Origin of the sequence: Micromonospora sp. NPDC049366 (assembly GCF_044466625.1) — a bacterium.
In the GTDB taxonomy this organism is placed as follows: Bacteria; Actinomycetota; Actinomycetes; order Mycobacteriales; family Micromonosporaceae; genus Micromonospora.
On the sequence record NZ_JBITMV010000008.1, the window covers coordinates 185,553 to 210,293 of the forward strand.

Genomic DNA, 24,741 nt, shown 5'->3' on the forward strand with positions numbered 1-24,741 from the left:
CCGATGTCCGCACCAACCGTGCCCGCCGACGCCACCGAGGGCGGCGCGGCCCGCATGTCCCCCCGGGAGGTCCTTCAGGCCCTCTCCGGCCTCATGGTCGGCATGTTCGTGTCCATCCTCGCGTCCACGGTCGTGGCGAACGCGCTGCCGCGCATCATCGCCGACCTCCACGGGAGCCAGACGGTCTACACCTGGATCGTCACGACCGAACTGCTGGCCATGACGGCGACCGTGCCGCTCTGGGGCAAGATGGCCGACCTCTACAGCAAGAAGCTGCTCATCCAGTTGTCCCTGGGCCTGTTCGTCGTCGGCTCGCTGATCGCCGGTTTCACCCCGAACGTCGAGGTCCTGCTGCTCAGCCGGATCGTGCAGGGCGTCGGGGCGGGCGGCATGACCGCCCTGGCCACCATCGTCATGGCCGCCATGATCCCGCCGCGCGAACTCGGACGGTACGCCGGCGTCTTCGGCGCCGTCTTCGGCGTCGGCACCATCGCCGGGCCGCTGATCGGCGGGGTGCTGGTCGACACCTCCTGGCTCGGCTGGCGCTGGTGCTTCCTGATCGGCGTCCCGTTCTCGATCCTCTCGATCATCCTGCTCCAGCGGACCCTGCACCTGCCCGTCGTACGCCGGCAGGTCCGCATCGACTGGCTCGGCGCCGCGCTGATCACCACCGGCGTCTCGGTCCTGCTGGTCTGGTCGTCGCTGGCCGGCAGCAAGTTCGCCTGGGCCTCCGGGTGGACGGCGTTGATGGTCATCGGCGGTCTCGCCCTGCTGGCGGTCGCGGTCTTCGTCGAGTCCCGGGCCGCCGAGCCGATCATCCCGCTGGACATCTTCCGCAACCGGACGGTGTCGCTGGCCACCGTCGCGAGCGTGCTGGTCGGTGTGGCCATGTTCGGCGGCACCGTCTTCCTGTCGCAGTACTTCCAGATCTCGCTCGGCAAGTCGCCGACCGTGGCGGGCCTGATGAGCCTGCCGATGATCTTCGGGCTGCTCGTGTCGTCGACCGTCGCCGGCCAGCTCATCACGAAGTTCGGACGCTGGAAGATGTTCCTGGTCGCCGGTGGGGCCATCATGACCGTCGGCATGGTGCTGCTGGGCACCATCGGCGCCGGCACCAGCGTCGTCGTCCTGGCGGTCTACATGGCGGTGCTGGGCATCGGCGTCGGCATGCTCATGCAGAACCTGGTGCTGGCGGCGCAGAACGACGTGCCCGCGCACGAGCTGGGTGCGACGACCTCGGTGCTGACCTTCTTCCGCAGCATGGGCGGCGCGATCGGGGTGAGCGCCCTCGGCGCCGTCCTGGCCAACCGGGTCACCCACCTGATGACCGAGAAGCTCGGTCCGGCGGCGGCCGGCGGCGGCTCGTCGGCCGAGGTCCCGGACCTGTCCGTGCTGCCCGAGCCGGTGCTGCGCATCGTGCAGGACGTCTACGGCAGCGCCACCGCCGAGCTGTTCCTGATCGGCGCGCCGCTGGCCCTGCTCGCGATGGTCGTGGTCCTGTTCATCCGCGAGAAGCCGCTGCACACGCTCAGCGGCGACGAGCGGCGGGCGCAGGAGGAGGCGGCGGCGCAGGTCGCCGGCGTGTCCCACTGACGACCCGCTGAGACGGGGGTCCCGTGGCGCCGGCACCGCGCCGCGGGACCCTCCCTCTTCTCCGGCCCGGACCGCACACGCCCCGGACCTAGGCTCGACGACGACGCGGGAACGTCCCGTTCCCACCGTCACCCGGAGAGGAGCGTCGTCGTGCACGTTCTGTGGTCGCCCACCACCCCACCAGCACCGCCCCGTCCGACGCCGGCCCGCACCATCCCGGTCCGCAAGCTGGCCCTGGCCGGCGTGGCGGTCGCGGTCGGGCTCGCCGCACGCCAGGACCCGGAGCTGACCAGTCAGCTCCTCCTCGGGCTGGTGACCTTCACCGCCCTGGACCGCCTGGACGCCGCGATCCGCTGAACCGGGCGCCCGGGCGGCGACCGCAGTCCGGGGCCGGTGTCAGCGTCCCGCGCGGCCCGCGTACGCCGGTCGAGGTCGTCACCGACAACCTGTCCTTGCCCGATGGCCCCGGTCCTCCGCCGGTGCGGAGCGCCGCGGAGTCGAGAGCTGGATCCACCTCGAATTCGGGCGCCCACCACTGTCCCGTGCGCAAGGGCGGACCGGAAGGGCCCGCCGGCGAGCGGCCGAGGACCGGCGCGAGCTCGACGTGGCCACCGGCGGCCCGGCCCCGGCCGAGCGACGACCGCGTCAGGTTCCTGACGTGACGTCCGGCCCGGCGGTGGCGCACAAGGTGATGACGGTCCCCGTGGTGGAGGTGTCGATGGTGACGTCGGCACAGAGCTGCTGGACGAGCCACAGCCCCCGACCGCCGAGCGTCTGCGGGGTCGGCAGGTGCGGCGTGACGTGAGCGGGGATCCCGCCGCCCTCGTCGCGGACCTCGACCGTGACCCGGCCAGGGCCGGGGATCACGGTGACTTCGGCGTTGCCGCCGCCGTGCTGGATCGCGTTGATCACGGCTTCGTTCACCGCGATCGTGAACTGCTCCGCGTCCCCCGCGGTGAGGCCGGCGCCCAGCGCCGCGTCGGTCACCCGGTGCCGGATCTCCGCGACGCCCGAGGCCGTGACACCGCGTACGGTCGCCGGCGCCCGGCGTGTCTCCGGTTGGTCGGCTGATGTCACATCCACAACGTCCTCACCGCCGGAGCCTAACCGTCGCCGGCAGGTCGCGCCGCGTCCCACGCGACTGCCGGTGCCTCACTATAGAGTCGGCAGGTCCGTCCCGCTCGGGAGCCACGAGAAGGAGTTCGTCGTGCCGCTGACGTTGTCCAGCCGCCGCACCGACGGCACCGTCACGGTCGCCGTCGGCGGCGAGGTCGACCTCTCCAACGCCCCGGACCTGGAGCGCGAGATCACCGCAGCCGTCGAGAGCGACGCAACCGAGATCATCATCGATCTCGACGAGGTGACGTTCCTGGACTCCGCCGGCATCAACGTCCTGCTCAAGGGCCGACGGCTTGCCGACGACCGGGGCAGGACCTACCGCGTCGCGCAGGCGCGGGGTATGGTCCGTCAACTCCTGCTGATGACCGGAGTGTGGGAGCACCTGTCCCGCACGGCCGGCGGGTAGCCGGTGCGGCGGACGTGGGAGCCGTCCCGGGACGTCGGCGTCGGCCCGCACGTCACCGGCCGGTCGAAGAGGCGATGGTGATGAACGGCGAGGTGTCCCGCGCCGGCAGCGCCGAGAAGCTGCGCCGGCTCCAGAGCGTGACCGACGCCGCCCTGTCCCAGCTCGGCCTGGAGGACCTGCTGGCCGAGCTGTTGGAGCGCACCCGCGACCTGCTGGGGGCCGACACGGCCGTCGTCCTGCTGCTCGACCAGACCGGCACGGAACTGGTCGCCACCGCCGCGAGCGGCCTCGAACAGGAGGTCCGGCAGGGGGTGCGGTTGCCGGTCGGCCGCGGCTTCGCGGGGTCGGTCGCGGCCCGGGGCGAACCGGTCATCATCGAGAAGGTCGACCACACCAAGGTCATCAACCCGATCCTGCTCAGCCGCGGCGTGACCTCCGTGCTCGGCGTGCCGATGCTCAGCGGCAACCAGGTCATCGGGGTGCTGCACGTCGGCACGCTCACTCCCCGCCGGTTCACCCCCGACGACGTGGAGCTGCTCCAACTGGTCGCGGACCGGGCCAGCCTGGCGACCCGCGCCCGGCTCTCCCGGCTGGACCGCGCCGCCGCGGTCGCCCTGCAACGCAGCCTGCTGCCCGCCCGGCCACGGGCGGTGCCCGGACTGGAGGTGGCCGCCCGCTACGTCCCGGGCACCGCGGTCGGCGTCGGCGGCGACTGGTACGACCTGTTCGCCCTGCCGTCCGGGCACATCGGCATCGCCATCGGCGACGTCGCCGGCAACGGGCTGCAGGCGGCCGTCGTCATGGGGCGCATCCGCAGTGCGTTGCGGGCGTACGCGCTGGAGACCGACGACCCGGCCGAGGTGCTCACCCGCCTCGACCGCAAGATGCAGCTCTTCGAACCGGACGTGATGGCCACCGCCCTCTACGCGGTACTGGACCCGGACCACCACGGCATGACCATGTCCAGCGCCGGGCACCTGCCGCCGATCGTCACGACACCGGGCCGGCCGGGCCGGCTCCTCACCATCCCCCCGGACCTCCCCCTCGGGGCCTATCGCAACGCCGCCCGGCGCAGCACCCGCGACGTTCTCGCCCCGGAGAGCTGTCTCTTCCTCTACACCGACGGGCTCATCGAACGGCGGGCCCGCCCGCTGGACGAGGGGGTCGACCGCCTCCGTGCGGCGCTGACCTGCGCACCGCCCGACGACATGTGCACCACCGCGATGGCGGCGATGCTCACCGACGCGGCCGCCACCGACGACGTGGCGGTGCTCGCCGTCCGCCGCACGCCGCCGACCGGGTGACGGCCGGGGTCGTTCGGCACCGCCTGTCCGGATCCCGGTCACGACGTCGACGCACGCCGTTTGCCGGCACCGCAGCCGGGTAGACGTCGCCGCTATCCGTCGCAGAGAAGGGCCGCGAAGGTGGACAACAGCGAGTTCATCGACTCGGTGGCGCAGCGCCTGCGCACCTCGCCGGAGCGGGCGACCGCCATCACGCGCGCCACGCTCACCACGCTGGCCGAGCGGATCGAGAGCGGGGAGGCGAAGGACCTCGCCGCGCAGCTCCCCGAGGAGCTGAGCGGGTACGCGTACGGGCCGCCCGGCGAAACCGGTCGGTTCAGCTTCACGTCGTTCCTCAACCAGGTCAGTGGCCGGGCGGAGCTGGACAGCGCGCAGACCCGCGACGGCGTACGAGCGGTGTTCGACACCCTGCGCGAGGCGCTGCCGCCGGGCGCGTACGACGACATCATCACCCAACTGCCCGCCGAGTTCTGGCAGCTCACCGACTCGGCGGGGCGCTACGACGGACCGTCGCGCGGCTGACCGCGTGGGGGTCGCGCGGCGGGTGCTCAGATCGCGGTGGCCTGGGACACCTTCCACTCCCCGTCGACCGGCACCAGCGTCAGCACCACCCGGTTCTGGTCCACCTTCTCCCCCGCCGTGCTGACGTTGCGCCGGTACTGGTTGAGGTAGACGAGCAGCTCCACCCGGTCCGCCTCGGCGCTGACCACGCCGGTCGCGGAGACCTCGGCCAGGACGACGGCCTGCTGCTTGCCGGCGGTCTCCTTCAGCGTCGCGGTCGTCTTCGCGTACTCGTCGGCGAAGGCGCCGGTGGCGAAGGTCCGGCCGTTGGCGACGCTGTCGTCGAACGTGCGGTAGTCGTACGAGAAGATCGCCTTCGCGGCGGCGGGCGCGGTCGCGAGGGCCTGCCGCACCGCGGCGTCACGCCGGGCGGCGGCGTGGTCGCCGTACCAGCCGACGGCGGCGACCGCGGCCGCGAGCACCGTCACGACGGCGAGCGCCGGCAGCAGCGGAACCCGTCGACGGGAGCGGCCGGAGCGGGCGGCGCGGGTACGCCGCCGGAACGTCGGGACACGCATCAGGGGACCTCCTCCGGTCAGCCGACGAACTGGAGCTTCGCCACGAGCCAGTCGCCCGAGCCCTCGTCGCGCACCAGGTCCAGCTGGATCCGATAGTGCGACGGGCGGCCCTCGGGCGCCTTGACGTTCTTGACGGTGGCGTCGACGGCGACCAGCACCACCGCCCGCCGCCGGTCACCGGAGACCAGCCCGGCGCGCAACACGCTGCCCCGCGATTCGACCTTGTTCTCCACCACCGCGGTCCGGACCTGCGCCTGCCCCCGGGTGAACTCCTCCTTGAAGTCGCCGGTCGCACCGGCGGTGATCCGTTGCAGGTCACGGTCCACGCTGGCCGCGCTCACCGACACGAAGTTGACGCTGGCCTGCTTCCCGGCCGCCAGCGCGCCCTGGCGGGCCCGCTCGGTGGCCCGGTCGACGTACCAGCGGTGCCCGTACACCCCGGCGCCGGCCAGGGCGGCGGCGAGCAGCACCACGAGCAGGGCGGCCAGGGCACGTCGTCGACCCGGCCCGGCCGGCTCCCCGACGCGCCGGCCACCGTCGGCGGCGCCGTCCGGCTCCCCGGGCGCCACCGGCGGCCCGTCGGGCTCCGGCGGGTCCTCGACCTGGGCCGGGTCACCGACCACGGTCAGGTCGGCGGCCTCCGTCGGATCCTCCACCGGCTCCTGGTCGAGCCGATGGAGGACCTCCTCGATCCGGGTCGCCGGGGCGGTCACCGGCCGGGGCACGACGCGGCGTCGCACCGGCCGTCCCGGCGCACCCGCCTTCGCCCCCCGGATCACCTTGAGCGTGCGTTCCCTGCGGATCGGCACACCGCCACCTTCCTCTCCCGCGCCGGTCACGGAGTCACCCCGGCGAGCAGCAACTGCTTCCACGACTGGTCCCCCGCCGTCCGGTACTGCCCGCCGGTGCCGCCGAACTGCAACGGCCGGCCGTCCGAGCCGAGCACCACACCGCTCGCCGGGTCGTAGCCGCCGGGTGCGGCCGGCGGCGCCCCGGCCGGCGGGGGCGCCGGTTCCCGGCCGCCCGGGCGCGGCGCGTTCCCGGCCCCCCGGACGTTGCCGCCGGCTGCCCGCTCCCGGTCGTCGCAGCGGGTGCTTCCGCCGGAGTACACACAGGACGGCGGGTCGCTGACGTTGAGCACCAGGCCGAGGTGCGCGGTGCCGTCGCCGGGGGTGACGGTGAAGCCGCCGGCCACGGCGATCGGGTACGTCACCAGCAGCTGCTCGATCCCCGGCAGCCGGCGGGCGGCGATACCGTTGACGGTCACCAGGTTGCCCAGCAGGGTGCCCACGGTCGGCTCCAGCCCGCGCAGCAGCGCCCGCAGCTCGGCGCCGGCCGGTGGCCCGTCGGCGAGCAGCCGCCGCAGGTCCGGGTCGGCGGCGCGGACCGTGGCGGCCAGCGCCGCGAGCCCCGCCGACCAGCGGCGCAGCGCCTCGGCAGACTCGGCCTGGGTGGTCAGCACGGTCCGCCCGTCGCGGATCAGCGCCAGCGTCTCCGGCAGCCGGGCGGTGGCGTCGGCGAGCAGGGCGTCACCGGCGTCGAGGATCCGGGTGAGGGCCTGCTCGTTGCCCTCGAACGCGGCGCCCAGCTCGTTGACGACCACGGCCAGGTCGTCCGGGTCCACCGACCGGACCAGCGCGTCCAGGTTGGTCAGCAGCGTCTCCGGGGCGAGCGGCACACCGGTGCGGTCGGCCGGGATCACCGCGCCGTCGGCCAGGTAGGGCGGGCCGTCGCGCTCCGGGCGCAGGTCCACGTACTGCTCGCCGACGGCCGAGCGTTGGGTGACCACGGCCCGCAGCGCGTCGGGCACCCGCACCCCCCGGTCGAGGCGCAGCCGCGCCCGGACGCCGTTGTCGCGCAGCTCCACCGCGGTGACCCGACCCACCGGCACACCCCGGTAGGTGACCGGCGCGTTGGCGAAGATGCCGCCGGCGCGGGTCAGGTCGAGGTGGACGACGTACCCGCCGCCGAGCAACCGGTCGCCGAGCCCGACGTAGCGGACCCCCACGTACCCGATGCCGATCACGCTCACCAGGACGAACGCGAGGACCTGGAGTTTCGCCGTGCGTCCGATCATCCCCGTACCCCTCCACCCAGCAGGTCACCGAGGCCACCGATCAGCCCGTCCACCGCGCCGGTGATCGGGAGGATGCACGGCGCGGTGAGCACCGTGCCGGGCAGCAGCTGCGTCCCGGCGGGGAACACCGTGCCCGGCGGCACCAGGGCCTTGGGCAGGAGGAGCCCGCCCAGCGGCACCGCCGAGCCGGGCTTGAGCAGCTCGCAGCCCTTGGGTAGCAGGCACTCGACGGGCGGCTTCCAGATGGCCGGGAAGTCGTCGAGGTCGGGCAGGCACTCGGCCAGCGGCGGCAGCGGCGTCGCCGGACGGCCCCCGGTGCCACCCCCGGGCCGCGGTCGCGTGCCGGTGCCGCCACCGGACGGCGGCTTCGTCGCGCCGGACGTGGCCGCGCCGGTCGACGGTCGCTCCGGCGGCGGCGCGGCGGCGACGAGGTTGGCCAGGATGCCGGCCGCGTCCAGGTCGGCGGTGATGGCGAGGTTGACGAAGTCGCCGACGATCGCGCCCGTGACGTTCGGCGGGAACGGGAACGACAACATGAAGTCCAGCGACTTCGGCAGGTCGTCACCGGCCCGGGCCAGCTGTTCCAGGATCGGTTGCAGCGCCCGTACGCTCGCGAGGGTGTCGTCCCGGCTGCGGGTGACCACCCGGCTGCCGACCCGCCCCAGCTCGCCGAGCGCGGTCAGCGCGTCGGTGAGCTGGGCCCGCTGGTCGGCGAGCACGGTCAGGCCCGGCGCGAGGGAGTCCAGTGCCCCGCCGACGACCTCTCGTTGCCGGCCGAGCCGGTCGGTCAGCCGGTCGAGGGCGTCGATGGCCCGCACCAGGTCGGCCTTCTGCCGCTCCAACCCGCCGATGAACGTGTCGAGCTGGCGCAACGCGTCGCGGACGGCCGGCTCCCGCCCGTCCAGCGCCTGGCCGAGCTCGGTGGTGATGGTCCGCACCTGGGCCAGCCCGCCGCCGTTGAGCAGCAGGCCGAGCGCGGCCAGCACCTCCTCGACCTCGGCACCGCGCCGGGTGCGGGACAGCGGGATGACGTCGCCGTCGCCCAGCCGTTCGCTCGCGGCCCCGGTCGGTGGCGCGGCCACCGTCACGTACTTCTCGCCGAGCAGGCTGCTCTGCCGCACCGCGGCGGTGGCGTTGGCGGGCAGCTTCACCGACCGGTCGAGACGCAGCCGGACGCGGGCGGTCCAGCCGGCCAGCGAGATCTTCTCCACGCTGCCGACGGTCACGTCGTCGACCTTGACGGCGGCCTGCGGCACCAGGTCGAGGACGTCGGTGAACTCGGCGGTGACCGTGTAGCCGTCGCCGGCCGGGGCGCCGCCGGGCAGCGGCAGGTCGGCGAGCTCGGGCAGGCCGCAGCCGGTGGGCAGCAGCAGCACGGCGACCGCGCCGGCCAACGCGCGTCGCACCCGCGCGCCGACCGGCGGGGTCGCCGTGCACGGCCCGCTCATGCCACACCCCGCAGGATCCCGCCGAGGGTCAGGTCGCGGGTGGTGTCGGAGCCGCCCGACGCCCCGTCCGGGGCCGTCCCGCCGGCGGAGCCGACCGGAGGAGTTGCCGGTGGGGTCGGGCCGGTCGCCGGGGCGCCGGGCGGCAGCTTGAGGAGGGCGCGGAGCTGGTCGGTCAGGGGCAGCTTGCGGGCCCGCAGGGTCTGAGCGAGCGCCGTGCAGGTCTCCGGGACCTCGGCGCGGGGAAGCTGGTCCACGATGAGCGAGCAGACGAAACCCGCCGGGTCGTACGGGCCCAGCACGTTGTCCCGGGTGTCCAGGGTGCCGGAGCGGGGGTTGTAGGCGAGGGCCAGGTTGTTCACGGTCAGCGGCGCCACGTCGAGGATGTCGATGACGGCCTTCTGCTGACGGACGAGCACGCCGGTGACGTCGGCCAACGCGGCCACGTTGCCGGTCAGCTCGTCCCGGTTGCTCCGCACGAACGCGGTGACCTCGGCGAGGGCCGCCGCGAGGTTGCGCAGCGCGGCGGCCAGCTCGTCGCGTTCACCGGCGAGCTGCTGGGCGACGTCGGCGAGCTGCTGGGAGAAGCCGCGCACCTGCTGGTCACTGCGGGCGAGGGCGGTGGTGAACCGCTGCAGGTTCGCGACCGAGCCGAACAGGTCCTGCCGCCCGTCCGCGAGCGTGCCGAGGGCCCGGGACAGTGCGTCCAGGGTGGTGTGCAGGTCGTCGCCGTTGCCGTCGAGGTTGGCCCGCCCGGTGGCGAGCAGGTCGCTGAGCGCGCCGTCGGCGTTGGCGCCCTGCGGCCCGAGGGCCCGGTTGAACTCGTCGAGCGACCGATAGATGTCATCGATCTCCATGGGCGCGGCGGTGCGCCCGACCGGGATCTCGGCGCCGTCGGGGAGCGCCGCGCCGCCGGTGAAGGCGGGGGTGAGCTGCACGTACCGGTCGCTGACCACGCTGGGCGGGACGATCAGCGCCTGGGCGTCGGCGGGGACGCGCACCTCGGCGTCGTAGCGCATGGTCAGCCGGACCATCCGGCCCTGCGGGGTCACCGCCTCGACCTCGCCGACCCGCACGCCGAGGACGCGCACGTCGGAGCCGGGATAGACCCCGACCGCCCGGGTGAAGTAGGCGACCACCCGCCGCTGCTCCGGTTCGGAACGCCACAGGACGAGACCGGCGGCGAGCGCGGTCAGCAGCACGGTGGCGGCGGCGAGGGGGCGGCGCCAGCGTCGGATCGGGCCGGGCATCAGCGTCCTCCCGTCGGCAGGTACGGCTGGAGCAGTCCGCTCACGTACGAGTCGAACCAGCGGCCGTTGCCGACCACGTTGGCGAAGGCGGTCACGAAGGGCGCCATCCGCCGTACGGTCTGCTCCAGCTCGTCGCGGTTGCGTTGTAGGACGGCGACGACGTCGCGCAGCTTGCGCAGCGCCGGTTCGAGCTGCGCGCGGTTGTCGGCGACCAGCCCGGACAGCTCGGTGGCCAGCTCGTCGGTGCCGACGAGCAGCCGGTGGATGGCGTCGCGGCGGCGGCTGACCTCGGCCAGCAGCGCCTCCCCGTCGGCGACCAGCCTGCGGAACTCCTCGTCCCGGGTGGCGAGCACGTCGGTGACCCGGCGGGCCCGGTCGAGCAGGGACCGCAGCTCCGCGTCCCGCTCGGCGACGGTCCTCGACAGTCGGGAGAGGCCGACCAGGGAGGAGTTGACGCTGACCGGGGTGTCGGCGAACGTCTCGGTGAGGGTGCGGAACGCGTCGGCGAGCTGGTCGGTGTCGACGTGGTCGAGGGTGTCGGCCAAACCGGTGACCGCCTGCACCACGTCGAACGGCGCGGCGGTGCGGTCCAGCGGTATCCGGCCGCCCTCCGGCAGTCGGTCCGGTCCGGCCGGGGCCAGCGCGAGGTACTTCTGGCCGAGGACCGTCTTGATGCGGATCGTGGCGCCGGTCTCCCGACCGAGCCGGACGCCGTCGTCGTCGACCCGGAACCGCACCCGCACGTACGGTTGGGGCCCCCGGGCCAGCTCCACCGCGGTCACCGCGCCGACCCGGACGCCGGCGACCCGGACCTCGTTGCCGGCGGCGAGGCCGCTGGCGTCGGAGAAGGCCGCCTCGTACGACCGCCCGGTGAGGGCGGCCAGCCGGTCCAGTTGAAACGCGCCGAGCAGGGTCGCGACGATCACGACCAGCCCGACCGCGCCGACGGCGACGGGGTTGCGTTCGCGGAAGGGTTTCACTGGCTTCCTCCGGTGGCGCAGCGGGCGGCCGGGGCGCTGAGCGTCGCCGGGTTGAGTGGGGCGTGGCCGGCGACGGCGACCCGCCCGTCGAAGTCGCAGAGGTAGAAGTTGAACCAGGAGCCGTAGGAGGCGACCCGGGTCAGCGACTCGTACCGCTCGGGCAGCCGGCCGAGCGTGCCGTCGATGACGGCGGCGTTGCGGTCGAGGGTGCCGGCGAGGTCACCGAGGGCCCGGACGTCGGCGGCGAGCGACGGCCGCGCGTCGTGCAGCAGCCCGGCGGTGACGTCGGTGAGTTCGCCGAGGCTGGTCAGCGCGTCACCGATGGCGGTGCGGTCCGCGGCGAGGCCGGAGACGAACTGCTGCAACTGGCTGATCGTCCGGTCGAGTTCGGCGTCCCGACCGGCGAGCGTGGCGAGCACCTCGTTGAGGTTGGTGACGACCCGGCCGATGACGGCGTCCCGGTCGGCGAGGGTGTTGGTCAGCGAGGCGGTCCGTTCCAGCAGGCTCGTCACCGTGCCGCCCTCACCCTGGAACACCTGGATGATCTCGTACGCGAGCGTGTTGACGTCCTGCGGACTGAGCGCGGTGAACAGGGGCCGGAACCCGTTGAACAGGGTGGTGAGGTCGAGCGCCGGGGTGGTCTGCGCGAGCGGGATCAGGCCGTCCGGCCGCAGTGGACGGCCGTCGCCCGGCCCCTCGGTCAGCGCCAGGTAACGCTGGCCCACCAGGTTCCGGTAACGGATCTTGGCTTGCACGCTGGTGGCCAGCGGCAGGTCGGCGGTGACCGTGAACGCGACCTCGGCGACGGTGTCGCCGACGACCCGGATGTCCTTCACCTTGCCGACTCGGACGCCGGCCACCCGGACGTCGTCGCCGGCGAGCAACCCGGTCACGTCGGTGAACCGGGCCCGGTAGGTGACCCCGCCGGGTCCGAAGGCGCCGAGGGTCTGCGCGAGCAGCGCCGTGAGCAGCACCGTCACCGCCGCGAAGGTGAGCAGCTTGACCAGTGGCGCGGCGCTCCTGCGGGTCATCGGGCGTTCACCACCCCGCCGCGTAGCAGCGGCCCCCAGAGCAGAACCGCGATGTCCGGCACCTCCGCCGGCAGGATGCCGGTGAGCGCGCCGACGAGCGGCTTGACCAGGGCCTGCTCCTCCCCGGTGGCGGCCTGTCCCATCTCGGCGGGGACCCCGTCGCCGGGCGGCGCGGCGCCTCCCGCCGGCTGCTTCACGGGCGCCGCCGGCACCCCGACCGGCAGCAGCGGCCGCGGCCGGTCGCCGGAGTAGTCGTAGCCGTCGTCGATCGGGTGCTCGGGCGCGGGCACCGACGGGTGCGGCAGGCCGTGACACTGCGGGCCGTTCTTCGCGGCGTACACCGGCTCGTCGCGGCCGGGCTCGTAGGCGCCGCCGTCCCGGGTCACTTCGAGGGTGATGTGCATCCGCCCACCGGCGAAGACCTTCTCGACCTGCGGTTGCAGGGTGACCAGGCCGGTCATCAGGCAGGGGTACTCGGGGGCATAGGTGGCGAGCAGCTCCAGCACCGGCCGGCTCACCGTGCCGAGCCGGATGAGCTGGTCGCCGTGCCGGTCGAGGAAACCCTCGGCCGTCTCGGCGGTGCCGGTGGTGTCGGCGAGGAACGCGGCGAGCTGGGTGCGCTGGTCGGTGACCGTACGGGCGGTCGTCGTGACGTCCCGCAGCAGGGCGAGCAGGTCCGGCAGCGCGGCGTCGTAGCTGTCCAGCACGGTGGCGAGCCGCCGCACGTCCTCTTCGATGGTGGGCATCGCCGGGTTGAGTTCCCGCAGGTACGCCCCCAACCGCTCGACGTTCGCCCCCAGCCGCTCCCCCCGCCCGTCCAGCGCGGCGGCGAGCGCGCCCAGCGTCGCGGCGAGCTGGTCGGGGCGGATCGACTGGAGCAGCGGCAACGCCTCGTCGAGCACCCGTTCCAACTCGACGGCGGTGCTGCTGCGGTCCTGGTCGATGACGGCGCCGTCCCGGATCGGTCCGGTGCCACCGCCCGCGGGCGGGACCAGCTCGACGTAGCGCTCCCCGAAGAGGGTCTTCGGCAGCAGGCGCGCGGTCACGTCGGCGGGGATCCGGCCGGTGCGCTCCGGGTTCAGGGCCAGGCGGAGCAGCGCGCCGTCGCCGCCGCTGCGCACCGAGCGCACCTCGCCGACCGGCACGCCACGTACCTTCACGTCGGCGCCCTCGGTGAGGTGCAGGCTGGCGCGGTCGGCGCGCAGCGTGACCCAGGTGACCGGGGTGAACGCCTTGCGGTAGTGCAGCACGGAGCCGGTCAGCGCCGCCGTCAGGACGACGACGAAGGCGATGCCGAGGAGCCGTTGTCTCATGGTCACCCCGCGATCCGGACGGTGGTGGTCGCGCCCCAGATGGCCAGCGACAGGAAGAAGTCGACGATGTTGACCGCGACGATGGCCAACCGGACGGCCCGCCCGACGGCCACGCCGACGCCGGCCGGGCCGCCGCCGGCGGTGTAGCCGTACCAGCAGTGGACGAGCACCACGATCACGCTGAACACCAGCACCTTGCCGAACGACCACAGCACGTCGCCCGGCGGCAGGAACAGGTGGAAGTAGTAGTCGTAGGTGCCCGCGGACTGGCCGAAGTAGAAGACGGCGATGGTGCGGGTGGCCAGGTAGCTGGCGAGCAGGCCGACCACGTACAGCGGGACGACCGCGATGAGGCCGGCGATCATCCGGGTGGTGACCAGGAACGGCAGCGACGGCACGCCCATCACCTCGAGCGCGTCCACCTCCTCGGAGATCCGCATGGCGCCGAGCTGGGCGGTGAACCCGCAGCCCACGGTCGCCGAGAGGGCCAGCGCGGCCACCAGCGGCGAGATCTCCCGGGTGTTGAAGTACGCCGACACGAAGCCGGTGAACGCGCTGCTGCCGATCTGGTTGAGCGCCTGGTAGCCCTGCAACCCCACCTCGGTGCCGGTGAAGAAGGTGAGGAAGCAGATCACGCCGACGGTCCCGCCGAGCACGGCGAGCGGCCCGGTGCCGAAGCTGATCTCGGCGAGCAGCCGCACCACCTCGCGCCGGTAGCGGCGCAGCGTACGCGGGGTCCAGGCGAACGCCCGCAGGTAGAACGCGAGCTGGGCGCCGAGGGCGTCGAGGAGTCGCAGCACCGCCACGTCAGCTTCCCTTCTGCGGTACGACCTGGAAGTACACGGCCGTGACGAGGAAGTTCAGCGCGAACAGCAGCATGAAGGTGATCACCACGCTCTGGTTGACCGCGTCGCCGACCCCCTTCGGCCCGCCCTTCGCGGTCATCCCCTTGTACGAGGCCACCAGCGCCGCCGCCGCGCCGAACAGCAGCGCCTTGACCTCGCCGACCAGCAGGTCGGGCAGTTGGCCGAGGGCCTGGAAGCTGGCCAGGTACGCGCCCGGCGTGCCGCCCTGCAACACCACGTTGAAGGCGTAGCCGCCACTGACACCGACCACGCTGACCAGTCCGTTGAGCAGCACGGCGACCAGCATCGACGCGAGCAGCCGGGGCACCACGAGGCGCTGGATCGGGTCGATGCCGAACACCTGCATCGCGTCCAACTCCTCGCGGATCTTGCGGGAGCCCAGGTCGGCGCAGATGGCCGAGCCGCCCGCCCCGGCGATGATCAGGGCGGTGACGATGGGGCCCGCCTCCCGCACGACGGCGAGCACCGAGGCGGCGCCGGTGAACGACTGCGCGCCGAGCTGGCGGACCAGCGAGCCGAGTTGGAGGGCGATGACCGCGCCGAACGGGATGGACACCAGCGCGGCGGGCAGGATGGACACCGAGCTGATGAACCAGGCCTGCTGGACGAACTCGCGGACCTGCACCGGCCGCCGGCCCAGCGCCCGCAGGGTGTCCAGGCAGAACGCGAAGAACTCGCCGGAGCGGCGCAACGCGGCGACCGGCGCGCTCATCGGGACCGCCCGTCCTGGTCGCCGGACGACGCCGGCTTCGCGAGCGGTCGCGCCGCCGGCTCCGGGAGCGGTCGCGTCGTCGTCTCCGGGAGCGGTCGCGCCGTCGTCTCCGGGAGCGGTCGGTCCGGAGTGTCCGGGCGCGACCAGTCCGGCGCCGACGGACGCGGTCGGTCCGGTGCCGTCCTGGCCCGGCCCTCGAAGGAGCCCGGCGGCGGGAGGACACCGTGGTCGCGGCACCACTGCCCGGGCGGCCGCTCGGCCCGCCGGGGCCGGCCGTCGGACGGCGGCAACTGCGGCGGGATGGGCGGCAGCGGCGGGAGGTCCACGCCGGCCTGCGCCTCCGCCGCCAACTCCTCAGCGTCCTTCTCCTCGGCCATGCCGATCGGGCCGACCCGCTGCGCGTTGAGGAACTGCCGCACCACCGGTTCGGTGCTGGAGAGCAGCATCTCGCGCGGCCCGAACATGGCCAGGTGGCCGTGGTAGATCAGGCCGATGTTGTCCGGCACCGTGCGGGCGGTGTTGATGTCGTGGGTGACGATCAGGAACGTCGCCTCGGTGCGCTGGTTGAGATCGATGATGAGCTGGTTCAGGTACGCGGTGCGGACCGGGTCGAGGCCGGAGTCCGGCTCGTCGAAGAGGATGATCTGCGGGTCGAGCACGAGCGCCCGGGCCAGCCCGGCCCGCTTGCGCATGCCGCCGGAGATCTCACCGGGCAGCTTCCGTTCCGCGCCGACGAGCCCGACCATGTCGAGCTTCTCGGTGACCACCGCACGGATCTCCGCCTCGCTCTTGCGGGTGTGCTCGCGCAGCGGGAAGGCGACGTTGTCGTAGATGGTCATCGAGCCGAACAGGGCGCCGTCCTGGAACAGCACGCCGAACAGCTTGCGGACCTCATACAGGTCGCGTTCGGAGAGTCGGGGCAGGTCGCGGCCCTCGATGACGATCGAGCCGCGGTCGGGCCGGAGCAGCCCGACCAGCGTCTTGAGGAACACCGACTTGCCGGTGCCGGACGGGCCGAGCAGCACGGAGATCTCCCCGGCCGGGAGGTCGAGGCTGATGTCGGACCAGACCGGCTGGCCACCGAAGGACTTGGTGAGCCCCCGCACGGCCACCTCGACGCCCATGGTCCCCTCCTTCCGGTCGCTACTGGGGACATCGCGGCGGACCGTCCGGACGCAACACACTTCTTTCCGGCACGAGGCAGTGACGGACAGTGAGCTAGGCAAAGTGGCGCGTGGCTCGATAGCGTGCCGGTTAACCGGCCGGTAACGAAGGTGCCCCTCCACGCGATGACGACCACCATCGAGCCCCAGCTCGTCCGCCGGGCCGCCCAGGGCGACCGGACGGCCGTCGCGATGCTGCTCGCCGACGTTCGCCCCGGGTTGGTCCGCTACTGCCGGGCGAGACTCGGGCGGATCGGTGGCGCGTACACGACGGCCGACGACGTCGCGCAGGAGATCTGCCTGGCGGTGTTGGGCGCGCTGCCGCGCTACCGCGAGCAGGGCGCGCCGTTCACCGCGTTCGTCTACGCCATCGCCGGCAACAAGGTGGCGGACGCGCAGCGGGCGGCGGTGCGGGCGGCCTCGGTCACCGCCGACGACCCGCTCCCGGAGACCCCGGACGCCGAGCCGGGGCCGGAGCAGCGGGCGGTCGCCACCGACCTCGCCCGCCGGCTGTCCGGCCTGCTGGACCGGCTGCCCGACGCGCAGCGGGAGATCGTCGTGCTCCGGGTGGCGGTGGGTCTGACCGCCGAGGAGGTCGGGACCATCCTCGGCATGTCCGCCGCCGCGGTGCGGGTGGCCCAGTCCCGCGCGTTGGCCCGGCTCCGTACCCTGGCCGGCGACACACTGGACGAGGTGGCGGCATGACCGAGCACGCCCGCGACGGCGGCGACGAGCTGGACCTGGCGACGATCGCCCGGGACGACCAGCTCCTCGACGCGCTCGGCCGGGCCGAGCCCGCGCCGGCGGACGACGACGTCGCGGCGGTCCTGGCCGCCTGGCGCGCCGACCTCGAGGGCGACGACGAACAGCGGCTGCTCCGCGCCGCCACCCAGCCGCCCGCACCGGCGACGGCGGCCGGACCCAGGCCGGTCAGCCGAGGCGTGCTGCGTCTCGCCGCCGCCGTCGTCGCCGTGCTGACGCTCGCCACCGGTCTCGGCGTGGGCAGCCGCGCCGCCGACCCGACCAGTCCCCTGTGGTCGCTGACCCGGGTGCTCCACCCGGAGCAGGCCCAGGTGCGCGGCGTCGAGCACGACATCGCGCGGGCCCGGGCGGCGGTGACGGCCGGCCGGCCCGACGAGGCACGGGACCTGATCGCGCGGGCCCGCCGGGACCTCGCCGAGGTGGCCGATCCGACCACCGCCGCCCGGTTGCGCGCCGACCTCGACGAGGTGGACCGCCTGCTGGCCGCCCTGGTGTCGGCGTCGACGGCATCCCCGGCCGCGCCGACGGACGGCGCACCGGGCGCAGCGACACCGGGCGCGCCGACGGACGGCCCGGTGCCGGGCGGCTCCGCCCCGGCGCCCGACCCCGCGCCGGCCACCCCCGCGCCGGCTCCGACGTCGAACGCGCCGGGGCTGCCCGACCTCCTGCCGTCGCTGCCGCCACTGCTACCCGGTCCGAGCCGCACCGGCGCGGCGCCCGGCCTGCCGTTGCCGTCCCTGCCCGGTCTGCCCCTGCCCACCCTCGTCCCGCTGGGCTGACTCCGGTTCCTTGATGTCGGGGTGTCCGGGGTCCCGGACACCCCGACGTCAGGGAGCGCGTGGGGAGCAAGCTCGGACCGGCGGCGCCGGGGCACGGGACCGGGCGGGCGGCGGTCAGCTCGGCCGGTGGAACAGCCGGTGCCACTCCGCCTTGACGGTGCTGACCACCGACTCCTCGACGACGTCCTCCGCGATCGTGAAGAAGGCCGGGTCGCCGGAGAACTCCGCCTTCATGGTCTGGACGACCTGGTCGCGCACCACGTGCGGCGGGATGAGCGGCACGTCGGCGTCGACCACGGCGTCGATGACGAAGGGCCGGTCCGTGGCGAACGCCTGCTCCACGACATCGGAGATCTGCTCGGGCGAGTCGATGCGGGCGCCGTCGAGGCCGAGCAGGCGGGCCCAGCCGGCGTACGGGACGTCCGGCAGGGACGCCGAGGCCGGGTCGGGTTTCTTGCCGAGCGTCCCGCGGGTCTCCCACGAGACGTACGCCAGGTCGCGGTTGTTGAGCACCAGCACGATGAACCGCGGGTCGGGCCAGTTCCGCCAGTAGCGGGACACCGTGATCAGCTCGTTGACGCCGTTCATCTGCATGGCGCCGTCACCGATGAGGGCCAGCAGCGGGCGGTCCGGGTGGGCGGTCTTGGCGGCGATGGCGTACGGCATGCCGGCGCCCATGGAGAGCAGCAGACCGGCGAGGCTGCCGAGCTGACTGGGCCGCATCTGCAGGTCGCGGGCGTACCAACTGGTGGCGGTGCCGCAGTCGGCGGCCACCATCACGTCGTCGGGGAGCCGTTCGGAGAGCGCCCGCACCACGGCCTCCGGGTTGACCGGATGGGCGCGGGCCCGGGCGCGTTCCGTGGAGTACCGCTCCCAGCGGGACTTCCAGCCGGCGACGTCGTCGCGCCAGGCCGTGCTCGTCCGGGGGTTGAGCAGGGGCAGCAGCGCCGCGAGGGTCGCGCCGGTGTCACCGACGAGGTTGACCTCGGTCGGATAGCGCAGGCCGCACCGGCTCCCGTCCCGGTCGATCTGCACCGCCCGCGCCTGCCCGGGCGTCGGGTAGTACTCCGAGTACGGCATGTTCGAGCCGATGATCAGCAGGGTGTCGCAGCGGCGCATGAGTTCCCAGCTCGCCGTGGTGCCGAGCAGGCCGATCGAGCCGGTCACCCAGGGCAGCCGGTCGTCGAGCACCGTCTTGCCGAGCAGCGCCTTCGCCGCCCCGGCGCCGAGCCGGTCGGCGACCTGCTCCACCAGATCGCTGCGCCCGAGCGCTCCCGCGCCGACGAGGAGGGCCACCCGGGACCCGGCGTTGAGCACCTCGGCGGCCCGGGCCACGTCGGCCTCGGGCGGGGCGCCCGGCGCGCTGCTCGGGGCGGTGCTCGTGTGGTAATAGCCGTGCGCGTCGGGCGACTGCGTCATGGCCGGCCGGTCCTGCACGTCGCTCGGCACGATCAGCACCGTGGGCGCGCGTTCGGCGAGGGCGGTGCGGCACGCGCGGTCGACCATGTGGGTGACCTGCGCGGCGTCCGCGATGGTCTGGATGTACGCCTGCCCGACGTCCTTGTAGACGCTGTGCAGGTCGACCTCCTGGTAGTAGTTGCCGCCGAGCGCGGTCAGCGCGGTCTGCCCGAGGACGGCGACGACCGGCACGTGGTCGAGCAGCGCGTCGTAGACACCGTTGAGCGCGTGCAGGGCGCCGGGGCCGCTGGTGACCACGCAGCAGCCGATCGGGCTGCCGCCGAACTTGACGTCGGCGGTGGCGGCGAAGCCGGCCGTCTCCTCGTGGCGTACCTGGATGAACTCCACGTCGTTGCGGTCGCCGATCGCGGCGATGACACCGCCGATGCCGTCGCCCGGGTAGCCGTAGACGCGGTGCACGCCCCAGTGGCGCAGCCGGTCCACGATGTGTTCGGCGACGTTCACGACACAGCCCTCCGGCGCCGACGACAGGTGCGGCGACGCGACGGTTCGTACCGGTGCGTGCCTGGATCGACCGTAGGACGTGGTTACGGCGCGAGGGGCGACGACGGCGGCATTCACGAGATGGGGTGAACGGGCCCGCCACCGCCGCGGCGGCTCAGCGCGCCGGGGCCCCTTCCCCGGCGGGCTCGCCGGCCACCGCCGCCGCGGTCGGGGGCAGCACCCCGTAGAGCAGGCGCAGGGTCGCGTCGGTGAGGGCGTCCAGCAGCTCGTCGTCGGACTGCTCCTCCGGGTGGCTGTAGGCCTGCGCGAACATCGTCAGCCGCAGGTTGACCGCCATCAGGGAGAGCAGTTTCGGGTCGACGGCGACGGTGCGGTCCGCCCGCGCGTCGCGCTCGATCCGCCGTGAGATCACGGTGCACCCGCTGCCGATGATCTTTTCCCGGACGGTCAGGACCTCGGGCCCCGGGTCCGGGTTCAGGAAGGCCTCCGCGAGCCAGCGACCGTCGGTCTTCCACCGCCGCAGGCCACGGGCGAGGCCCCGGCGCAGGGCGGCGCGGTCGAGGTCCTCGGACTCCACCCACTCGATCATCTCCTGCTCGGAGGTCCCGAGCGTCTCCGCGTAGAGCTGGGCGAGCAGAGCCTGCTTGGACTCGAAGTAGAAGTAGAAGCCGGAGCGGGTGATGCCGGCGGCGGCCGCCACCTCGTCGATGGTGAGCTGCGCCAGGGGCTTGTGCCGCAGCAGTTCGCGCGCGGCGTCGAGGAGGGCCTGCTCGCGTTGATCACCCTTGGTCGGCCGGCGTCGTCCGGTGGAGGCTGCCATGCCGCAAGCATACTCCGCGTCAAGAGTAGTCGACGTCACGTCGAGTTTTTTTGACGCCACGTCGAAAGTGGGCCTAGCTTTGGCGCGTCACCGACCCGAAAGTGAGTCCACCCATGTCCCAATCGGTCGCAGACCGGCCCGCCTCCCGACTGCTGTTGCCGGTCGCCGCCTACGGGGTGCTCCTGCTCACCGCCCTGCAGTCGCTGGTCGTGCCGCTCCTCAACCAGATCCAGACGACCCTGCACTCCACGCCCGGCGCCATCAGCTGGGTGATGACCGCCAACCTGCTGGCCGCCGCCGTCTTCACCCCGATCCTGGCGCGGCTCGGTGACCTGCGCGGCCGACGTACCGTCCTGCTCGGCGTGACCGTCGTCGTGCTGGTCGGATCCGTGCTCGCCGCCACCACGGAGAACCTGCCGCTGCTGCTGGTCGCCCGCGCGATGCAGGGCACCAGCTACGCGCTCCTCCCGCTCGCCATCGGTGTCCTGCGGGACGAACTGCCTCCGGCCCGGCTCACCGGGGCGACGGCCATCGTCAGCGGCACCGTCGCGATCGGCGCCGGGTTCGGCCTGGTCGCCACCGGCCTGCTGGTCGGCGACGGCGGTGACTACCACCGGGTGTTCTGGCTCGCGACGGCGATGGCCGTGATCGCGCTGGTCGCCATCGGACTGGTCGTACCCCGACGGCAGCCTTCCGCCCACGGCCGCGTCGACTGGGCGGGCGCCGCGCTGCTCGGCAGCGCGCTCGTGCTCCTGCTCCTACCCCTGGAGAAGGGGAACGCGTGGGGGTGGGGCTCGGCCCGGGTGGGCGGCCTCTTCCTGGCGGCCGCCGTCGCCTTCGCCGCCTTCGTCGTGGTGGAGCGGCGGGTCGCCCAGCCGCTGGTCAGCCTGCGGATGTTCAGTCACCGGCCGCTGGCCATCGCCAACGTCGCCGGCCTGCTGCTCGGCGCCGCCATGTTCGTCGGGTTCCTCACCGTGTCCGCGTTCGTGCAGACGCCACCGGCCCTCGCCGGGTACGGCTTCCACGCCACGGTCCTCGCCGCGAGCATCGTCTACCTCCTGCCCGGGGCGATCAGCGGCGTCGTCACCGCGCCCCTCGGGGGACGGCTCGTCGCCCGGTACGGCGCGAAGGCGACCCTGGCGCTCGCCCTGGTCGTCTCGGCGGTCGGATTCGCCCTCCTGGCGGTCGCGCACAGCACCAGCTGGCAGGTCATCCTGAGCTCGTTCCTCGTCACCAACGGCGTGACGCTGGGCTACGCGGCCCTGCCCGCGCTGCTGATCGAGAACGTCACCCCGGCCGAGACCGGCGTCGCCAACAGCGTCAACTCGATCGCCCGCTCGGTCGGGAGCGCCATCGCCACCGCCCTGGTGGTGACCATGCTCAGCCGCAACCCGGTGCCCGGGCTTCCGGTGTCGCTGCCCCAGGTGACCCAGTACACCGTCATCGCCGCCATCACCGCCGCCGGCATGCTGCTGGTCGCGCTGCTCGTCGTCGTGGGCCTGCCCCGCCGGTCGCCCGCCAGGCTGACGCCGGCCCAGGTCGAGGCCGACGACGTGTTCGGCGCCGCCGGGCTGGACATCCCCGCCACACTGCGCCCCGCATCGGGGCACTGAGCGACGACGCGTCCGGACGGGACCGGGGCGGCTGCGGCCACCCCGGTCCCGTCGTGCTTCCTGCCGTACGCGGAAAGACCGGCGAGAACACGAAGACCGTTGGCTTTCCCGCGGCGTCGGCCTATGGTGGGCGGATGCTCCCGGCCGTTCAGCGCACCGTCACCGTCACGACACTGACGGCACTGGCGGCTGCCCTCCGGCCGGCGCACACCTGCCCGCCCGGCATCCCGGTCCGGGTGGCCACCCGGGGAGTCCCCTCCCCCGCGGGCCGCGGCCCACCGGCATCCGTCACATCCCAGACGGACGCCAAGGGCGAAGCACACCGCTTCGGCCCTTTTTCTTTTTCCCGGACAAGGAGACCCACCATGAGCACCGGCATGCACCAGCACGCCGAGCAGGACCGGCTCGGCGACCTGCGCACATCCCTCACCAAGCAGTTCGAGGCGCACCAGGCGAGACTGACCGAACTCACCGCGGACACCGGCGACCCGGGCCAGGCGCTCACCCAGGACGCGCTCGTCGCCGCCACCCGGCAGAGCATGGCGCAGATCGGTGACGCGCTGCGGCGCATCGCCGACGGCGGCTACGGGGTCTGCGAGCGGTGCGGCGGCGACATCCCGGCGGAGCGGCTGGAGATCCTGCCGCACGCCCGGTTCTGCGTCCCCTGCCAGCAGAAGCAGAACCGCTGAGGCATCGGCACGCGCTGGTCCCGGTCGTCGGTCGCCACCCGGTCGGTGACCATCGACGTCAATCACCGCGTCGCGAAGATTTTCTTCATGCGCGACGCGGTATGAGCCAGCTGGTATAGAGACATCTCGATTGGGCGCGCGTAGGTTGTCGCTGACCTGCCGCGGCGTATCCACCCGTGTCGCGGCCATCCGTAAGGAGGCACGGATGAGACGAAGCCTGGCCGCCGCGGCAGCAGCGATCCTGCTGCCCGTCGGCGCCCTCACCGTCGCGGCCGCACCCGCCGCCGCGGCGCCGACCAACCCGGGGGTCGCACCCGCGCCCGACGCGGCACCGTCCGCGATGGTCACCGCGATGCAACGCGACCTGGGCCTGACCGCCGAACAGGTCCGCACCCGGATCGCGAAGGACGAGAAGGGCAGCCGTACGGACGCGGCCCTGCGCCGGTCGCTCGGCGCCACGTACGCCGGTGGTTGGCTGACCGACGGCACCCTCGTCGTCGCGGTCACCGACCGGTCGGCGGCCGACCGGGTACGCGCCGCCGGTGCGCGGCCCACCATCGTCGCGCGCAGCGGTGCGACGTTGGACCGGATCAAGTCCACGCTCGACCGGCACGCCGCGAAGGCCCCCGCGGCCAGCGTCCCCGGCTGGTACGTCGACGTCACCAGCAACACGGTGGTGGTCCTCGCCCGCGGCGACGCCCGCGCGGCCACCGCGTTCGTCCGCGCCAGCGGTGTCGACGCCGCCGCCGTCCGCGTCGTACGCACCGCCGAAGCCCCCCGCACCTACTACGACGTGCGCGGCGGCGACGCCTACTACATGGGTGGCCGCTGCTCCGTCGGCTTCTCGGTGACCGGTGGCTTCGTCACCGCCGGGCACTGCGGAACCACCGGCACCGCGACCCAGGGCTACAACCAGGTCGCCCAGGGAACCTTCCGCGGGTCCTCGTTCCCCGGCAACGACTACGCCTGGGTGCAGACCAACTCCAACTGGACCCCGCAGCCCTGGGTGAACAACTACTCCGGTGGCAACGTCACCGTGGCCGGCTCGACCGAGGCGGCGGTCGGCGCGGCGGTCTGCCGCTCCGGCTCGACCACCGGCTGGCGCTGCGGCACCATCCAGGCCAAGAACCAGACCGTCAACTACGCCCAGGGCTCGGTCGGCGGCCTGACCCGCACCAACGCCTGCGCCGAGCCGGGTGACTCGGGCGGGTCGTGGCTCTCGGGTCAGCAGGCGCAGGGGGTGACCTCCGGCGGCTCAGGCAACTGCACCTCCGGCGGCACCACCTACTTCCAGCCGGTCAACGAGATCCTCTCCGCGTACGGCCTGACGCTGCGCACCGGTGGCGGTGGCGGCGAGCCCCCGCCGCCGACCGGGTGCAGCGGCTACGAGGCCACCTACACGGGCTCGGTGTCGTCCGGTCAGAGCGTGTTCCAGCCGAACGGCAGCTACTACTACTCGTCGGTCTCCGGCACCCACCGCGGCTGCCTCGACGGCCCGACCGGCGTCGACTTCGACCTGTACCTGCAGAAGTGGAACGGCTCGAGCTGGGTGGACGTCGCCGGGGCGTACACCCCGTCGCCCGACGAGACGTTGAGCTACAACGGCACCGCCGGCTACTACCGGTTCGAGGTGTACGCCTACAGCGGCTCCGGCAGCTACTCGCTCGGCATCACCAACCCGTGAGACCCCGGTCCGCCGGCCCGTCACCGTACGGGCCGGCGGACCTCGGCGTCGGCGTCGGCGTCGGCGCACCCCCGGACGACCGGGGGTGCGCCGCGCCGGGCGGGCGCTCCGGCCGCGATCTGTCAGACCCGTG

24 protein-coding genes are annotated in these 24,741 nt (G+C 73.6%); 10 read left to right on the forward strand and 14 right to left on the reverse strand.

The features are described 5' to 3' along the window. Positions 1–3: 3 nt before the first annotated feature. Both ACIBTV_RS14080 and ACIBTV_RS14085 read left to right on the forward strand, forming a co-directional pair. A complete protein-coding gene (locus tag ACIBTV_RS14080) occupies positions 4–1,593 on the forward strand; it encodes an MDR family MFS transporter (protein WP_396704749.1) in 1,590 nt (529 codons plus the stop codon). A 150-nt stretch (positions 1,594–1,743) separates the two neighbouring features. Continuing rightward, a complete protein-coding gene (locus ACIBTV_RS14085; RefSeq protein WP_396704751.1) occupies positions 1,744–1,950 on the forward strand; it encodes a hypothetical protein in 207 nt (68 codons plus the stop codon). 288 nt (positions 1,951–2,238) lie between these two features. Here the strand turns inward: ACIBTV_RS14085 and ACIBTV_RS14090 are convergent, their stop codons facing one another. Continuing rightward, positions 2,239–2,670, reverse strand: coding sequence for an ATP-binding protein (locus ACIBTV_RS14090; RefSeq protein ID WP_396704753.1), 432 nt, complete (start codon positions 2,668–2,670; stop codon positions 2,239–2,241). A gap of 130 nt (positions 2,671–2,800) precedes the next feature. Here ACIBTV_RS14090 and ACIBTV_RS14095 point away from each other — a divergent pair, with 130 nt between their 5' ends. From ACIBTV_RS14095 to ACIBTV_RS14105, 3 genes are all read left to right on the forward strand, one after another. After that, positions 2,801–3,118: an STAS domain-containing protein gene (locus ACIBTV_RS14095; RefSeq protein ID WP_396704755.1), complete on the forward strand. Its 318-nt coding sequence runs from the start codon at positions 2,801–2,803 to the stop codon at positions 3,116–3,118. Positions 3,119–3,198: 80 nt separating this feature from the next. Beyond that, complete coding sequence (locus tag ACIBTV_RS14100; protein ID WP_396704757.1) at positions 3,199–4,422, forward strand: PP2C family protein-serine/threonine phosphatase; 1,224 nt, start codon at positions 3,199–3,201, stop codon at positions 4,420–4,422. A 120-nt stretch (positions 4,423–4,542) separates the two neighbouring features. After that, positions 4,543–4,944: a DUF2267 domain-containing protein gene (locus ACIBTV_RS14105; RefSeq protein WP_396704759.1), complete on the forward strand. Its 402-nt coding sequence runs from the start codon at positions 4,543–4,545 to the stop codon at positions 4,942–4,944. 26 nt (positions 4,945–4,970) lie between these two features. Here the strand turns inward: ACIBTV_RS14105 and ACIBTV_RS14110 are convergent, their stop codons facing one another. Genes ACIBTV_RS14110 through ACIBTV_RS14160 form a run of 11 tightly spaced genes read right to left on the reverse strand, consistent with a single transcriptional unit; the run spans position 4,971 to position 16,299 of the window. Continuing rightward, positions 4,971–5,501 carry a hypothetical protein gene (locus ACIBTV_RS14110; protein WP_396704760.1) on the reverse strand — a complete coding sequence of 177 codons (531 nt, stop codon included), beginning with the start codon at positions 5,499–5,501 and terminating at the stop codon, positions 4,971–4,973. Positions 5,502–5,518: 17 nt separating this feature from the next. Next, on the reverse strand, positions 5,519–6,310 hold the full coding sequence (locus ACIBTV_RS14115) for a hypothetical protein (protein ID WP_396704762.1): 792 nt from the start codon (positions 6,308–6,310) through the stop codon (positions 5,519–5,521). A 26-nt stretch (positions 6,311–6,336) separates the two neighbouring features. Further along, a complete protein-coding gene (locus tag ACIBTV_RS14120; RefSeq protein ID WP_396704764.1) occupies positions 6,337–7,578 on the reverse strand; it encodes an MCE family protein in 1,242 nt (413 codons plus the stop codon). Continuing rightward, positions 7,575–9,026, reverse strand: a complete 1,452-nt coding sequence (locus tag ACIBTV_RS14125; RefSeq protein WP_396704766.1) for an MCE family protein — start codon at positions 9,024–9,026, stop codon at positions 7,575–7,577. Before ACIBTV_RS14125 ends, ACIBTV_RS14120 begins: the two co-directional genes overlap by 4 nt. Further along, positions 9,023–10,273: an MCE family protein gene (locus ACIBTV_RS14130; RefSeq protein ID WP_396704768.1), complete on the reverse strand. Its 1,251-nt coding sequence runs from the start codon at positions 10,271–10,273 to the stop codon at positions 9,023–9,025. Before ACIBTV_RS14130 ends, ACIBTV_RS14125 begins: the two co-directional genes overlap by 4 nt. Then, complete coding sequence (locus tag ACIBTV_RS14135) at positions 10,273–11,253, reverse strand: MCE family protein (RefSeq protein WP_396704770.1); 981 nt, start codon at positions 11,251–11,253, stop codon at positions 10,273–10,275. Before ACIBTV_RS14135 ends, ACIBTV_RS14130 begins: the two co-directional genes overlap by 1 nt. Then, on the reverse strand, positions 11,250–12,284 hold the full coding sequence (locus tag ACIBTV_RS14140; RefSeq protein WP_396704772.1) for an MCE family protein: 1,035 nt from the start codon (positions 12,282–12,284) through the stop codon (positions 11,250–11,252). The genes ACIBTV_RS14135 and ACIBTV_RS14140 overlap by 4 nt, the downstream gene beginning before the upstream one ends. After that, positions 12,281–13,597 carry an MCE family protein gene (locus ACIBTV_RS14145; RefSeq protein ID WP_396704774.1) on the reverse strand — a complete coding sequence of 439 codons (1,317 nt, stop codon included), beginning with the start codon at positions 13,595–13,597 and terminating at the stop codon, positions 12,281–12,283. The genes ACIBTV_RS14140 and ACIBTV_RS14145 overlap by 4 nt, the downstream gene beginning before the upstream one ends. Positions 13,598–13,599: 2 nt before the next feature. Beyond that, positions 13,600–14,403 (reverse strand): MlaE family ABC transporter permease, encoded by an 804-nt coding sequence (locus tag ACIBTV_RS14150; RefSeq protein ID WP_396704776.1) that lies wholly within the window; start codon positions 14,401–14,403, stop codon positions 13,600–13,602. A 1-nt stretch (position 14,404) separates the two neighbouring features. After that, complete coding sequence (locus tag ACIBTV_RS14155; protein ID WP_396704778.1) at positions 14,405–15,175, reverse strand: MlaE family ABC transporter permease; 771 nt, start codon at positions 15,173–15,175, stop codon at positions 14,405–14,407. Then, positions 15,172–16,299: an ATP-binding cassette domain-containing protein gene (locus ACIBTV_RS14160; protein WP_396704781.1), complete on the reverse strand. Its 1,128-nt coding sequence runs from the start codon at positions 16,297–16,299 to the stop codon at positions 15,172–15,174. Before ACIBTV_RS14160 ends, ACIBTV_RS14155 begins: the two co-directional genes overlap by 4 nt. Positions 16,300–16,464: 165 nt before the next feature. Here ACIBTV_RS14160 and shbA point away from each other — a divergent pair, with 165 nt between their 5' ends. Both shbA and ACIBTV_RS14170 read left to right on the forward strand, forming a co-directional pair. Further along, the gene (shbA, locus tag ACIBTV_RS14165) at positions 16,465–17,043 is read left to right on the forward strand and encodes an RNA polymerase sigma factor ShbA (protein WP_396704784.1); all 579 of its coding nucleotides are present in this window, start codon (positions 16,465–16,467) and stop codon (positions 17,041–17,043) included. Next, positions 17,040–17,879 (forward strand): hypothetical protein, encoded by an 840-nt coding sequence (locus tag ACIBTV_RS14170; protein WP_396704786.1) that lies wholly within the window; start codon positions 17,040–17,042, stop codon positions 17,877–17,879. The genes shbA and ACIBTV_RS14170 overlap by 4 nt, the downstream gene beginning before the upstream one ends. Before the next feature lie 114 nt (positions 17,880–17,993). On the opposite strand, the gene ACIBTV_RS14175 is transcribed toward ACIBTV_RS14170, so the two are convergent. Together ACIBTV_RS14175 and ACIBTV_RS14180 are read right to left on the reverse strand one after the other, a co-directional pair. After that, entirely contained in the window at positions 17,994–19,802 is a 1,809-nt protein-coding gene (locus ACIBTV_RS14175; protein ID WP_396704788.1) for a thiamine pyrophosphate-requiring protein, read from the reverse strand. 154 nt (positions 19,803–19,956) lie between these two features. After that, a complete protein-coding gene (locus tag ACIBTV_RS14180; protein WP_396704789.1) occupies positions 19,957–20,622 on the reverse strand; it encodes a TetR/AcrR family transcriptional regulator in 666 nt (221 codons plus the stop codon). A gap of 113 nt (positions 20,623–20,735) precedes the next feature. On the opposite strand from ACIBTV_RS14180, the gene ACIBTV_RS14185 reads away from it, so the two are divergent. The 3 genes from ACIBTV_RS14185 to ACIBTV_RS14195 all read left to right on the forward strand — a co-directional run bounded on the left by ACIBTV_RS14185 (position 20,736) and on the right by ACIBTV_RS14195 (position 24,608). Continuing rightward, entirely contained in the window at positions 20,736–22,235 is a 1,500-nt protein-coding gene (locus ACIBTV_RS14185; protein WP_396704791.1) for an MFS transporter, read from the forward strand. A gap of 365 nt (positions 22,236–22,600) precedes the next feature. Then, on the forward strand, positions 22,601–22,924 hold the full coding sequence (locus tag ACIBTV_RS14190; RefSeq protein WP_396704793.1) for a TraR/DksA family transcriptional regulator: 324 nt from the start codon (positions 22,601–22,603) through the stop codon (positions 22,922–22,924). Between the two features lie 205 nt (positions 22,925–23,129). Further along, a complete protein-coding gene (locus ACIBTV_RS14195; RefSeq protein ID WP_396704795.1) occupies positions 23,130–24,608 on the forward strand; it encodes a S1 family peptidase in 1,479 nt (492 codons plus the stop codon). The last annotated feature ends 133 nt before the right edge of the window (positions 24,609–24,741 follow it).